This is a genomic window from Candidatus Infernicultor aquiphilus, from assembly GCF_002784285.1.
Taxonomy (GTDB): Bacteria; Atribacterota; Phoenicimicrobiia; order Phoenicimicrobiales; family Phoenicimicrobiaceae; genus Infernicultor; species Infernicultor aquiphilus.
Window position 1 is genome coordinate 1 of record NZ_PFKO01000368.1, and the last position, 12,362, is coordinate 12,362.

Consider the following 12,362-nt stretch of genomic DNA (forward strand, 5'->3'; position numbering starts at 1 on the left):
CTGAAGTAGCTGAAACAGTTAATACATCAATCATTATATTTTTCTTAAGGATATCTTTGAAGGTATTTTCTGTGTGCCCTATATCTTTTTCCATCTATCATAATTTCTTCATTAAATTTTATTCATTCATTTTATATTTTTCACTTTGTAGTTAAGGTAGTCTCTCTTCTACAGCGGGCACATAGAATTTTTACTCGATCAGAACGTCCCTTATCTTTCAACGCTGATATAATATTTTCATCTACAATGCCAAGGCTTTTTAGGTGGGATAAATATAGGGTAGGATTTGAATAGGATAATTCACCTATTTTTTCAGAAATCCATTTTAAATGATCCTTACAGGCAATAGGTTTCCCACAAATTTCACAGAGCTGCAGCTCCTTTTCTATCCTCTCATCGGATTCGCTGCGGTCAAAAAATGAAAGTTCCCAATCGTTGGTCAATTTAACTCCTTCGTGATTAACAATGCATGCAGCTTCACACTGCCCGCAGAATATACAGGTATCCGTATAATGGATTATAATTCGTTTGGCATTGTTGTCTTTATCGACTATATCCTTATAGGCAATAGCTTCTACAGGACATACTTCCTTACAGGCAAGACAACCAACACATTTATCTTGATTAAATTCAGGCTGACCCCTGAAATTTGGATGAGCTATATGTGGTTCTTTTGGAAATTTAGAAGTATACGGTCCCTGGATAAGTGCCTTTATTGCCTCTATCAATTCTCTTACTTTGGGAAGTTTCATATTATAATTATATCCTTACTTAATTCTTAATCTTGCTTTAAGCTTCTCCCTCTTTATCTTCCGCATATTTATCAACAATGCTATCTTTCCAGAGTTTTACTCCTGCTCTGTGTGCACCTCTGGCTATAGTATGTGCTGCTACGGGAGCGGTTAAAATAATAAATATTATGCATAAAAGCGATTTTAATCCAGCAGCAGTAAATCCTACTATAAGAAATGTGCCAAATAGAATACTGCAAGTACCAAGAGTAACGCACTTTGTAGCTGCTTGCAGACGACAATATACATCTGGAAGACGTACAAGCCCCAGACACCCAAAGAAATCAAAAGCTAGACCTATACTGATAAATATCAAACCTATAATATTAATCATCAAATCCTTTCCCCTCCAAATACTTAGAAAGTGCAAGTGCGCATATAAAGCTCTGAAGTGCCCATGCTATGCCTATATCTATATACCAAGGCCTACCTGTTGAAATAGTTAAAATAGCACATAGCCCAACAATCATAATGCCTAGAATGTCGACTGCAACTATCCTGTCTGCCGCGGTTGGACCTCTCCATATTCGGTAAAGGCATAAAATACAGGCTAGAATAATTATGTAAAGGGCTCTACCTAAAAACCCAATATAGGGAAGGTCGGGATAAAAAAGAAATGGTAGCGGGCGTATTATAATTAAAATAACAATCCCCACTAAAAAAATCATACCTATAAACCATCTAAATATCTTCATATCCTATCCTCTAATCAAAAATCTTTTTCAATATTTTTTCAAAACGTTCAACAATAATTCTCGTGGTCGATTCAATATCTTTTGTCTTTACATCAATCCAGTGTATATATAGAATACCATTGTCTTTATCTATATCAACACTCATTGTACCAGGAGTCAAGGTTATGGAGTTGGCTAGAAACGTTAAGGCTGTATCTGTTTTTAATTCAACTTTTACCTTAACTATTCCCGGATTTATAGGTAACCGAGGATGCAAAACACGATATGCAACATCCAGATTTGCCTTAAAACATTCCCATAAGAATATAGGTAAATAATAAGCAAAAAAATACCAATACCGCAACGGATGTTTTAATACATGTGGCCGGGTTATAAATAAATCTCCTATCATAAAGGTAACAAATGCAGAAACAAATCCACCAACAATAAGGTGCTGCCAATCTGGCACCCAATCTAAAAGACACCATACTATAAATGCTACGAAAAACATAATTATTTTACTCTTCATCTACTGTATCCCCTTAAAGACTATATCAGCATATTTTGTGCCTTCTAAAAGCACGTCAGAAGCAGGTTTAAGAAAAATTTGATTTATATTAGAAATAAGTAAAACCCCTCCAATTACACAAATAATCGCTAGAGTTACCATCGCTAGTTTCATGAAAATAGGCACTTCCTTTACTTCACTCCATCTCTTTCTCGGTTTACCAAAGAAGGCATACTTCATAACCTTCGTAAAAGATGCTAAAGTTAATATACTTGCTAAAACAGCCCAGAAAGCATATCCTAAGCGATTAGCCTGCACAGCTGCAATTATAATAATTAATTTACTCCAGAAACCATTAAAAGGAGGAATACCTGCAATTGACATAGAGGCAACAAGGCTTGTAGTACCGGTAACAGGCATTTTCGCAATTAATCCTCCCATTTTTTTCAAATCTCGCGTACCGGTAGCATATTCCACCGCCCCTGAATTCAAAAATAGCAATGATTTAAATACGGAGTGATTAAAAAGATGGAACAAACCCCCTATTATACCAAGTGGGGTGCCCAGACCAATCCCTAGAATAACATACCCAATCTGACTTATAGAGTGGTAGGCTAGAAGTCGCTTAAAATCCCATTGTCCAATAGCTAAAAATACTCCAATAACCATGGATAGGGTTCCTAGTATCATAAGTATTGAAGAGAGGGTAGGGTTTATTCCAATTACATTGTAAAAAATTCTACATAATGTATATATTCCCAGTGATTTTATTAATACCCCTGAAAGCATTGCCGATATTGGAGCTGGTGCAGAAGGATGAGCATCCGGAAGCCAGGCATGAAAAGGAACAAGCGCTGCCTTAAGCCCAAACCCCGTAATAAATAAGACGATCACCATGATGATAATATTACTTGCACTTTTTTGAGCCAGAATATTCGCCATATCCGCCATATTCAATGTAGAGGTATAACTATATAAAAATACGATTCCAAGAAGGAGAAAAAGTGAACCTACGCTACTCATTACAGTATATTTAAACGCTGCTTCGAGCTCATGACGTTCTGTACCAAAAGCAACTAAGGCATAACTTGCAACAGAGGCTATTTCTAAAAATACAAATAGATTAAATATGTCACCGCTTACCACTACCCCGTTCATCCCAGCCACCATCAACAGGAATAAGGTATAAAATTTCCATTTCGAGGTAAATCTCTCCATATAACTTATGGAATAAATGGAAACGGAAAACGCTATCAGATTTACAGTTATTAGCATAAAGGCCGTCAAACCGTCTAATACAAGAGCTATTCCAATGGGTAACTTCCAGCTACCAACACTATATACAAGAGTACCTTTTGTAACTATCGTCCACATAGCTAAAACAGAAAGACCTAATAAAATGAGTGTGGTTATGTTTCCTATTACATCTGGTATCCATTTTAACCTCTTACCAATTATTGAAATTATAAATGCCCCTAATAGAGATATAGCCACAAAAAGCGGTATTATATGAGATATAGCTATCATCCCTTTAACTCCTTAATTTTTGTAATATCAAACGTCCCGTACTTTTCATATATTCTCATTGCGATAGCCACAAGCAATGTTGTTGTTGCCAGCCCAATCACAATTGAAGTAAGAACAAGTGCTTGAGGAAGAGGATCAACCATATTAACAATTTCAACCTCAGATGAAAGAATTGGAGCCCTGCCTTCCATACGATAAGCTACTAGTATAAAGAAAAGATTCACAGCATATTCTGCTATAATAATTCCCAAAATGATCTTGATTATATTTCTTTTTACTAAAATACAATAAAGTCCGCAACAAAAAAGCATAAGACAAAGCAAATATATTATCATTCTTTTTTCTCCCAATCAAATTTTAATAATACCAAGGCGATAAATATAGCAAAAAGCCCGGCGCCAACTTTAAGACTTATGGCTATATTGCAAAAAGGTACAATACCTGCACTAAATAACCTGAAAGGTTCTCCCTTTGATATAAAATTTAAAAAGAAGTATCCACCAAAAAATCCTATTAGAGCTATACTTAAAAATAGAAGGGCACCGGTACTTTCAAAAAACGAAATTGTTTTTCTAGGAAGTTTCTTTAAAGCCACATCTTTACCATAAGCAAGCATAAGGTTTACAAAAGAAAGTGCTATAATAACTCCACCAGCAAATCCTCCCCCAGGCGATATATGACCGTGTAAAACTATATAAATTCCATAAAGTAGTATAAGTCCTACAGTAAAACGAGTAATTACTTTTACAATTAGAGACATACCTGCATCATGTTCTTTACTCATCGTCTTCCTCCACAATCTCATCTTTTTTCTTTCTGCCTATACGCCGAACAATAGTTAGAACACCTATTACCGCGGTAAATAATATCGTAGCCTCGCCTAGAGTATCATAGGCCCTAAAATCAAGAATAATTGAAGAAACGAGGTTAGATGCACCTGTTTTAACTAACCCTTCTTTCAGATATATATTGGCAACTCTCATAATAGGGTAGCCAAATTCAGGTAAATCTTTAAAGGCTTTTACAGCTACAAATAAGAATATTGCAATAAAACCTGCAGCAACAAAAGTATTAAAAAGCCAACTACCAGTTGTTGAAAATGGAAGATCTTTTTTTAAGGTCGCCCTTAATAATATAATAAAGCACAACATTTCAACAACAATCTGTGTAATAGCTAAATCGGGTGCTTTAATTATTAAAAAAACTATCGAAAGCACCATACCAACAGCTCCAATAGATATTACAGCAGAAAGCAGGTCTTTTAACTCAATCGTGACTATCGCTCCAACAATCATAAGCACTAATAAAATATATAATTCTATCATCTCATTACCTTAATAAAATATAAAATAGTATTATCATTCCTAAAAGACACCAGGAAAGATATGTAAGGAGTATACCATTGTGTAAATAGCTCAAAATCTTATTAAATCCAAAGGTCATTTTAGTGCCAATGTCGTAAATATCAAATACTTTTCTTTCGGCTAATTTATAAATAGTATCTAAGGGAGTTATGTCTTTTATTGTATCATAAAATTCGGTTCCTGAAACCCTCATATTTGTCTGTTTTTCCAATATTTCTCCACCAATAAAGGCTTCTGTCTCTCTAGTTTTTGTGATTGTGCCCAAAAAATAAATTATAACACCAACTATAATCCCCACAATTATTAAAATAGTAGCAAGACTTGCATTCCATATACCGAAGAATTCTACCTTCCCTTCTAAACTTGGGAAGATAAACATTTTAAGAGGTATTCTGTAAGCAAATACACCAAATATTACACAGAGAACTGCAAGAAAAACCTGAGGAATCCACATAGCTGGACTAGCTTCTCTTGGCTTGTTATTTATCACTCCACCATTCATCGATGTTTGGTTAGATAAAAATTTCTCATTAACCGATTGACCTAAAAATACAGCATGGATTAATTTCATAAAACTCGCCAGGGTAAGGGCGCTACCGAACATAGCTGCAATAAGCCATATTATCCAGAGATGACTACCATTACCAGCTGTCTTTATTATACCCTGGTAAATCATCCATTTCGATGCAAACCCATTTAAAGGAGGAACTCCTGATATGGCCAATGATGCTATTAAGAATGTAATAAAGCTAATAGGCATAATCTTAGCAAAACCACCCAGCTTCTCAAGATCAGTTGTTCCTGCTTCTTTTTCCACTGCACCACCTGAAAGAAAGAGACAGGATTTATATATAGCATTGTTTAGCATATGAAACAATCCACCTGCTATACCGATAGGATTACCTGTACCAATTCCTAAGACCATATAACCGACCTGGCTTACAGCATGATACCCTAAAAGTTTCTTTAAATCATGTTGCACAAGTGCCATCATAACCGCAGCCACAATAGTAAAACTGCCTATCATCATTAAGACAGTATTTAAAGCTGGGCTCATTTTAAACATATACAGGGAAATTCTGGCAAGGAAGTATATCCCCAAAAGCTTATCTAGTGATGCTGGAAAAAAGGCAGTAACCGGTGTGGGGGCATCTTGGGCGGTATCTGGAACCCAAGTATGAAATGGCATAGCGCCTGCCTTGGCAAAAGCACCTACTGCAAGGCACATATATGCTAAAACCGCTATCTTTGTATTTAATGTTATGTTTATTCTATCCATCTGAAGTGAACCTGTAAGTTGCCAAATAATAGCCAGCCCAAGAAGCATAAGGGCATCTGTGCCACCGATTATTATAAATGCTTTTTTAGCCGTATAAGAAGCATGTTCCGTTTGACCAAATCCGATTAATAAATATAAAAGAAGTCCTAAAAATCCCCAGAATACCATAAAGAGAATAAGGTTATTGGAAAAGACAGCACCGAGTGAACTTATAAAAGTAAGGATTAAATAAGAATAATAGTAAATCAGTCTTTTTTTCTGCGACATAAACCCAAAAGAATAAATAATAATTAGCAGGAAAAATATTCCAATAAATATTCCCACAAACATTGATAGATTATCGAATTTAAAAAATTGCGTAGTTAAATTCATTTAACACCCATCTTATTTCTTAATATCTTGGTTTTTTCTCGAGAAAGTTTAATTAAATCTTTCCCACTATATATCTTCTTCCTCTTTATGTTACATACAGTCATTCTTTCTGTACAACAATAGCAAGGATCTATAGCAGCTAAAATTATCGTCGCATCTGAAATGTCCTCACCTATAACAGTAGCTTTATATGTAGGAAGGTTCATAAATGTAGGCGCCCTGACCTTATGACGAACAGGCCTGTTTGTTCCATCGCTTCTTACATAATGGAAACACTCGCCTCTTGGCGCTTCTATATGTCCTATACCTTCCCCTGGAGGAATATCCTTAATATTAGCATCTATTTCACCGCCTGGTAGGTTCAAGAAGCAGTTCTTTATTATCTTTATTGACTCAAAGACCTCTAATACTCTTACTACCAATTTATCAAAAACATCACCGTTATGGGTAACTATCATATCCCACTCTACTTTATCATAAGCTCCATAAGGTGAGTTTTTTCTCACATCTCTGGCTACACCCGAAGCCCTTGCAGTGGGTCCAAGTGCACAATAATTTATAGCGTCTTCTTTTGAAAGAACGCCTATTCCTTTCGTCCGAGCATGTATAACCGGATCGTCTATAACTGCTTTTTTCAGCATCTCCAATGTAGGTACGATAGAATCAATCTTTTTAATAACCACTGGTATATCTTCAGATTTTATATCCCTTCTTACCCCTCCGGGCTTAAACATAGCATAATTATTTCTGTTCCCGGTTAATATCTCCATCACATCAAGAATCTCTTCTCTTAGCTTCCATGTCCACATAAATACAGTATCATATCCTAAGAAGTGGCCGGCAAGACCTAACCATAGGAGATGTGAGTGTATCCTTTCACCTTCAGCTATTATAGTCCTTATATATTTGGCTCTCTCTGGCACTTCTATAGGAATAATATCCTCTACTGCTCTCGTATAGGCAAAGGGATGACTTGTTGAACATATACCACAAATTCTCTCTATCACAAAAGTGGACTGATCAAATGTCTTTGTCTCAGAGAGTTTCTCTATTCCTCTATGATTATAGCCAATATGCACATCAATATCTACAACCTTTTCTCCTTCAACAGTAAGTATAAAGAATTCCGGCTCCTCCTGTAATGGATGATATGGACCTATTGGTATTATTGTTTTTGCCATTATACCCCTCTATCTCTGATAGCGTTCTTATCCCACTCTTTATAATCCCTTCTTAATGGATAAACACCATCTGGCCAATCGTCTGGTAAAAGAAGTCTTCTCAAATCAGGATGGCCTTTAAAATTTATACCTAATATTTCATGTATCTCTCTTTCTATCCAGTTTGCACCTTCAAATATAGTTGAAAGAGAATCTATTTCTAATTTTGGTTTTTGTAATTTTACTCTTAAAGAAATCAATAGATTAATATCTTCGATCAAAAAATGATAAAGAATTTCCATATGATAGCGTGTGTCTACACCAGAGGCGGTATTGAACCTAGCTTTTAAATCTTTAAAAATATAACTTGCTACCTGAATTATTGATTCAGGTTTAATCTCGATATATACTCTCTTAGGAGATTTATCTAAAACTTCAATTATGTCATCCTTAAATTTTTTTCTTAAATCACATAAAACTTCTTCCCGTGTCATACTTCGGCTCCTTTGTCATTCAGTATGATAATTAGTACAGACAAGATATTCAAGGGGAATTCTTCCCCTTGAAAACCCCTTAATTCACCCTCACCGCAATATTTATTAGACCCTTGAATATCTTGTCTTTAATATTCTTCATAATAATAAATCATATTCCTTATTTAAGGTATAGGAATTATTAAAATTCCTATACCTTAAACTGATGACTTTTTCTCAGTACCTTTTTTAACTTTCTCAATCAATTTTACTACACCGGCAATTATTGCCTCTGGCTTTGGGGGACAACCCGGTATATAAACATCTACAGGAATAACCTTATCTATCGGAACAGGACAGTTATAACTATGAATAAACATACCTCTTGATAAAGCACATTCTCCTACTGCTACTACAAGGCATGGCTTTGGTATCTGTTCATATAGTCTTTTTGCCCTTTCCATCGACTTCCGATTACCTGAACCAGTAATTAAAAGAACATCAGCGTGTTTTATGCTCCCTACAAGAAGCATACCAAACCGCTCAATATCGAATCTCGGAGTAAGGCAGTCCAGTATTTCAATATCACAATTGTTACAGCTCCCGGTGGACAAATGAAATACCCACGCCGATTTTAGAAGTGCTTTTAATTTCATACTCATATTATCATCTTCCTAATAATGCCAATACTACAGCTATTATAGCAATTATAGTCATAGGCCCCCAGAAAAACTTGACGACCTGGTCAATCCTTACCCGGGGATTGGTATTTCTTATAACTGTCATCAAGGCGACTAATGAAATATATTTTAACACACCATACAAGAGATGTATACCATCAAATCTTAAACCACCTATAAATACAATTATTAAAAAGAATGGAAGTGTAAACAGAAGCATATTCTTCATAAGTTTATAAATAGCAAGTCCAGAACCCGAATACTCTATTAATACGCCACCGCTAATTTCCGTTTCTGCTTCAGGGATGTCAAAAGGGACTAGTGCTAATTTAGCCTGCATACATATTATGGCCACAATTAAAGCTAAAACACCAGACCAACTTCTAACCAACGCTCCGTTCTGTGCTTGAAAAGCTAATATCTCACCAAGCCTAAAAGTAAACCCAGATTTTATCACCGTAACTAACATCGCAAGTATAAAAGGAAGCTCATAACTTAATACGAGCTTCATCTCTCTTGATGCACCTAAACTTGCAAGTGGATTTCTTGATGCAAAACCACCCATAATAATACTTACAGAAGGAATTACTAAAAAATATAATACTACTATTAAATCACCTAAAAAACTTTTTGCCGGGTTAATATTATTTATCCATAATAAAGTAGATACTAATATCACACTTGCCAAGCCAATAATTGGGGCCATCAAAAACGTTATCTTTGATGAACCTGCTGGAATAAGTGTCTCTTTACCTAGAAGCTTTACAATATCTATCAATGGTTGCAAAAGAGGTGGGCCAACGCGATATTGTATCCTGGCTGTAACCTTTCTATCTATCCAACTGGCTAGAAGTCCGATAATAGCTGTTAAAAAAAAACCATAAAATAAAAAATAAAATATGTAAATCATGCCTTCTCCCTATTCCAATGAGTTGAGTGAACTATAATATTATCACCAACTAAAAAACTATTTTCATCCAGTCCGATATCACCTTTCTTTAAACCTAATGCACCATAAGGGCAGCTCTTTACACATAATATCTCATCCTTTTGATCCCTTCTCTCAAAACAAAAATCACAATTATGAATTAATAGCGGAACATTTTCTGGATATATTGTGCCATAAGGACAAGCATAGGAACATGATTTACAACTTATACATCTCATATTATGTCTTATCAATAACTTATCTTCTTGTTGTTCAATTGCCTCTACCGGGCAAGCATTAACACAGTGCGGCTCTTCACATTTACGGCATACCAATGCATATGTTACCAGTTCTATTATAGAAATAATCCCATTATTATTTGGATGATAATAATAACTACAATTGATAACACACTCTTTACACTCACCAGAGTTACAAATATCAAGATCTATAAAAAGTCTTAAATCCTTGCCTTTTTTCGGCTTAATATTTAATTTTCCCTGATGAATTTGTTCTGCGCTGGTGTACATTTCTACTCCCATATATTTGAAAAATCTTTTACCTTATCATAACTAAAAACAGGACCATCTTTGCAAGCATAGTATATCCCTAATCTACAATGACCACATTTTCCTATACCACATGACATATTCTTCTCCATAGAAAGGTATACATTCTCTTCTTTAAAGCCTATATCAAGTAGTTTTTTAGTCGAAAACTTCATCATTACTGGTGGCCCACAAACAATGGCAATACCACTTTCATAATCCATATCTATGCCATCCAGAATAGTAGTTACAACACCTACATTCCCTTTCCACCCGCTATCACCTTTGTCTACACTAAGTTTTATATCTAAATCTTTTCGTTTGGCCCAATCAGCTATTTCACCTCTATATAGCAACTCCTGAGGTGTCTTGCAACCACCTCTAAAAAATAATTTTTTAAATTCTCCACTCCTATCAAAAAGCTCATACATCAAACTTCTAAGAGGAGCAAATCCGCATCCACCGCCTACAACTAATATCTCCTTGCCTTTAAACCTATCTATAGGATAACCTTTCCCGAAAGGTCCTCTCACACCTACAATATCACCATTTTTAAGTTCATGAACCTTTTTGGTAACCTTGCCTACACTCATAACAGTTAGTTCCATTATGCCTTTCATAGCAGGCCTTGATGAGGGGGTAAAAGGAGCCTCACCAATCCCCGGAATGGTAAGTTCTATAAACTGGCCTGTTTCAAATGTTATTGGTTCTTCTGGTACAATCCTTATCGTCTTTATTGTAGGTGTCTCAGATATGACTCCTGTAATTTCAGCCCTAATAGGCCTATACGGATTTTTAATCTTATACATCATACACCAATCTATTAAGAATTTTCCTAATGTCTATCTTTGCAGGACAAGCAGATATGCACCGACCACAACCTGTACAGGCATAAATATTAGCAACTTTTGAAAAAAAATCAAATTTTTTTTCAAATCGATTTCTTAATCTCATCCATAATTCTGGTCGAGGATTTGCCCCCCCTGCAACTTGAGCAAAATCTTTTATCATACAAGAATCCCAGATACGCAAACGAGCCATCCGGTTTTCATCTTTCTGATCATAAAGTAAAAAACAGTGGCAAGTAGGACAGATTGTATTACACGCTCCGCACTCAACACACTTGTCTGCTTCATCAGCCCATATATCTGATTCATATCCTCTTTCAATAATACCCTTAAATGAATCCTGTTGAGGAATTTTGTTTTCTTTTATATTTTTTTCGACTGCTTTAGTAACTTTTTCTCTCTGTTCGTTTCTTTGGGAAAGGAATTTATCTTTTATTTCTTCAAAAAGAAAAGAATATTTTTCAACAAGCCTCTTACCCTTTGGCGAGCCAACCTCAACAATAAAATCCTCTCCCACCTCAGAAAGATTTATATCAAAATTTTCAAGGGGATAAGGTTTAACATTTAGGGCAAGACAAAAACATGTATCTATAGCAGAAGTACAATCGGCAGAAATAATAAGGTTATCTTTACGCCTATTAATATAGAAAGGATCTTGAAAATCATGATTTTTGAATACATAATCATGTATTTTTAATCCTTTAAGATCGCAAGCTTTCATACCAACTATACAATAAGGTTTTTGGCTTGTATGAGGAATATCAGACTTGAAGTTTTCGGCAACGATTTCACGTGCACGGAAGAAAAAAGATTTTAGCGGTTCAAAGGCTCGCACCTCACCGATAACAATATCATCAGTGAAGTCAATATACTTTTTATAAAAACGCTGTTCACCTTTTTTAACCGGAATGTAAATCTCATAGTCACTCTTCAGGTTCTCGAGTAATTTAGTGAAATTACTGGAAAAAATATATTGCAAAATTATACTTCTCCTTGTCCTTGTGTAACAATAACAACATTTTGTTTTTTAAAAATTGTTCTATTATACTTTAGCCATTGGTAAAAATCTTTTCTTTTTATTTAATTTTTTTATATTACTCTTGTCTTGCTAGTTTGTCAAATTTTTTTGCTACCTTGTCAAATAAAAGATAAAACTGGACTGTTTTTTAATGATTTAAAAGATAAAAGTGGACTACCTAAAAACAGTAAA

Annotated in this window: 16 protein-coding genes; all 16 read right to left on the reverse strand. The window is 35.1% G+C overall.

Annotated elements, in window-relative coordinates:
- Window positions 1-140: 140 nt before the first annotated feature.
- Window positions 141-752: a 4Fe-4S binding protein gene (locus COZ07_RS10345; RefSeq protein WP_406608487.1), complete on the reverse strand. Its 612-nt coding sequence runs from the start codon at window positions 750-752 to the stop codon at window positions 141-143.
- 37 nt (window positions 753-789) lie between these two features.
- A complete protein-coding gene (mnhG, locus tag COZ07_RS10350) occupies window positions 790-1,125 on the reverse strand; it encodes a monovalent cation/H(+) antiporter subunit G (protein WP_406608488.1) in 336 nt (111 codons plus the stop codon).
- Window positions 1,118-1,486, reverse strand: a complete 369-nt coding sequence (locus COZ07_RS10355) for a cation:proton antiporter (protein WP_406608489.1) — start codon at window positions 1,484-1,486, stop codon at window positions 1,118-1,120. The genes mnhG and COZ07_RS10355 overlap by 8 nt, the downstream gene beginning before the upstream one ends.
- A 10-nt stretch (window positions 1,487-1,496) precedes the next feature.
- Window positions 1,497-1,994 carry a Na+/H+ antiporter subunit E gene (locus tag COZ07_RS10360; RefSeq protein ID WP_406608490.1) on the reverse strand — a complete coding sequence of 166 codons (498 nt, stop codon included), beginning with the start codon at window positions 1,992-1,994 and terminating at the stop codon, window positions 1,497-1,499.
- Complete coding sequence (locus COZ07_RS10365; RefSeq protein ID WP_406608491.1) at window positions 1,995-3,500, reverse strand: complex I subunit 5 family protein; 1,506 nt, start codon at window positions 3,498-3,500, stop codon at window positions 1,995-1,997. It abuts the gene before it with no gap.
- A complete protein-coding gene (locus COZ07_RS10370; protein WP_406608492.1) occupies window positions 3,497-3,835 on the reverse strand; it encodes a sodium:proton antiporter in 339 nt (112 codons plus the stop codon). Before COZ07_RS10370 ends, COZ07_RS10365 begins: the two co-directional genes overlap by 4 nt.
- Window positions 3,832-4,284 (reverse strand): MnhB domain-containing protein, encoded by a 453-nt coding sequence (locus tag COZ07_RS10375; protein WP_406608493.1) that lies wholly within the window; start codon window positions 4,282-4,284, stop codon window positions 3,832-3,834. Before COZ07_RS10375 ends, COZ07_RS10370 begins: the two co-directional genes overlap by 4 nt.
- The gene (gene mbhE / locus COZ07_RS10380; protein WP_406608494.1) at window positions 4,277-4,825 is read right to left on the reverse strand and encodes a hydrogen gas-evolving membrane-bound hydrogenase subunit E; all 549 of its coding nucleotides are present in this window, start codon (window positions 4,823-4,825) and stop codon (window positions 4,277-4,279) included. The genes COZ07_RS10375 and mbhE overlap by 8 nt, the downstream gene beginning before the upstream one ends.
- A 4-nt stretch (window positions 4,826-4,829) precedes the next feature.
- Complete coding sequence (locus tag COZ07_RS10385) at window positions 4,830-6,515, reverse strand: NADH-quinone oxidoreductase subunit L (protein ID WP_406608495.1); 1,686 nt, start codon at window positions 6,513-6,515, stop codon at window positions 4,830-4,832.
- A complete protein-coding gene (locus COZ07_RS10390; RefSeq protein ID WP_406608496.1) occupies window positions 6,512-7,696 on the reverse strand; it encodes a nickel-dependent hydrogenase large subunit in 1,185 nt (394 codons plus the stop codon). The genes COZ07_RS10385 and COZ07_RS10390 overlap by 4 nt, the downstream gene beginning before the upstream one ends.
- Window positions 7,696-8,169: an NADH-quinone oxidoreductase subunit C gene (locus tag COZ07_RS10395; RefSeq protein ID WP_406608497.1), complete on the reverse strand. Its 474-nt coding sequence runs from the start codon at window positions 8,167-8,169 to the stop codon at window positions 7,696-7,698. The genes COZ07_RS10390 and COZ07_RS10395 overlap by 1 nt, the downstream gene beginning before the upstream one ends.
- Before the next feature lie 197 nt (window positions 8,170-8,366).
- Window positions 8,367-8,810, reverse strand: coding sequence for an NADH-quinone oxidoreductase subunit B family protein (locus COZ07_RS10400; protein WP_406608498.1), 444 nt, complete (start codon window positions 8,808-8,810; stop codon window positions 8,367-8,369).
- Window positions 8,811-8,814: 4 nt separating this feature from the next.
- The gene (locus tag COZ07_RS10405) at window positions 8,815-9,738 is read right to left on the reverse strand and encodes a complex I subunit 1 family protein (RefSeq protein ID WP_406608499.1); all 924 of its coding nucleotides are present in this window, start codon (window positions 9,736-9,738) and stop codon (window positions 8,815-8,817) included.
- Window positions 9,735-10,286 (reverse strand): 4Fe-4S dicluster domain-containing protein, encoded by a 552-nt coding sequence (locus tag COZ07_RS10410; protein ID WP_406608500.1) that lies wholly within the window; start codon window positions 10,284-10,286, stop codon window positions 9,735-9,737. The genes COZ07_RS10405 and COZ07_RS10410 overlap by 4 nt, the downstream gene beginning before the upstream one ends.
- A gap of 2 nt (window positions 10,287-10,288) precedes the next feature.
- Entirely contained in the window at window positions 10,289-11,116 is an 828-nt protein-coding gene (locus COZ07_RS10415; RefSeq protein ID WP_406608501.1) for an FAD/NAD(P)-binding protein, read from the reverse strand.
- Window positions 11,106-12,131 (reverse strand): 4Fe-4S dicluster domain-containing protein, encoded by a 1,026-nt coding sequence (locus COZ07_RS10420; RefSeq protein ID WP_406608502.1) that lies wholly within the window; start codon window positions 12,129-12,131, stop codon window positions 11,106-11,108. The genes COZ07_RS10415 and COZ07_RS10420 overlap by 11 nt, the downstream gene beginning before the upstream one ends.
- Between the last annotated feature and the right edge of the window lie 231 nt (window positions 12,132-12,362).

Bases quoted from the DNA above. Each gene is read 5' to 3' on its own strand.
- COZ07_RS10345 (WP_406608487.1), bottom strand. From the start codon at position 752: ATGAAACTTCCCAAAGTAAGAGAATTGATAGAGGCAATAAAGGCACTT.
- mnhG (WP_406608488.1), bottom strand. From the start codon at position 1,125: ATGATTAATATTATAGGTTTGATATTTATCAGTATAGGTCTAGCTTTT.
- COZ07_RS10355 (WP_406608489.1), bottom strand. From the start codon at position 1,486: ATGAAGATATTTAGATGGTTTATAGGTATGATTTTTTTAGTGGGGATT.
- COZ07_RS10360 (WP_406608490.1), bottom strand. From the start codon at position 1,994: ATGAAGAGTAAAATAATTATGTTTTTCGTAGCATTTATAGTATGGTGT.
- COZ07_RS10365 (WP_406608491.1), bottom strand. From the start codon at position 3,500: ATGATAGCTATATCTCATATAATACCGCTTTTTGTGGCTATATCTCTA.
- COZ07_RS10370 (WP_406608492.1), bottom strand. From the start codon at position 3,835: ATGATAATATATTTGCTTTGTCTTATGCTTTTTTGTTGCGGACTTTAT.
- COZ07_RS10375 (WP_406608493.1), bottom strand. From the start codon at position 4,284: ATGAGTAAAGAACATGATGCAGGTATGTCTCTAATTGTAAAAGTAATT.
- mbhE (WP_406608494.1), bottom strand. From the start codon at position 4,825: ATGATAGAATTATATATTTTATTAGTGCTTATGATTGTTGGAGCGATA.
- COZ07_RS10385 (WP_406608495.1), bottom strand. From the start codon at position 6,515: ATGAATTTAACTACGCAATTTTTTAAATTCGATAATCTATCAATGTTT.
- COZ07_RS10390 (WP_406608496.1), bottom strand. From the start codon at position 7,696: ATGGCAAAAACAATAATACCAATAGGTCCATATCATCCATTACAGGAG.
- COZ07_RS10395 (WP_406608497.1), bottom strand. From the start codon at position 8,169: ATGACACGGGAAGAAGTTTTATGTGATTTAAGAAAAAAATTTAAGGAT.
- COZ07_RS10400 (WP_406608498.1), bottom strand. From the start codon at position 8,810: ATGAGTATGAAATTAAAAGCACTTCTAAAATCGGCGTGGGTATTTCAT.
- COZ07_RS10405 (WP_406608499.1), bottom strand. From the start codon at position 9,738: ATGATTTACATATTTTATTTTTTATTTTATGGTTTTTTTTTAACAGCT.
- COZ07_RS10410 (WP_406608500.1), bottom strand. From the start codon at position 10,286: ATGTACACCAGCGCAGAACAAATTCATCAGGGAAAATTAAATATTAAG.
- COZ07_RS10415 (WP_406608501.1), bottom strand. From the start codon at position 11,116: ATGATGTATAAGATTAAAAATCCGTATAGGCCTATTAGGGCTGAAATT.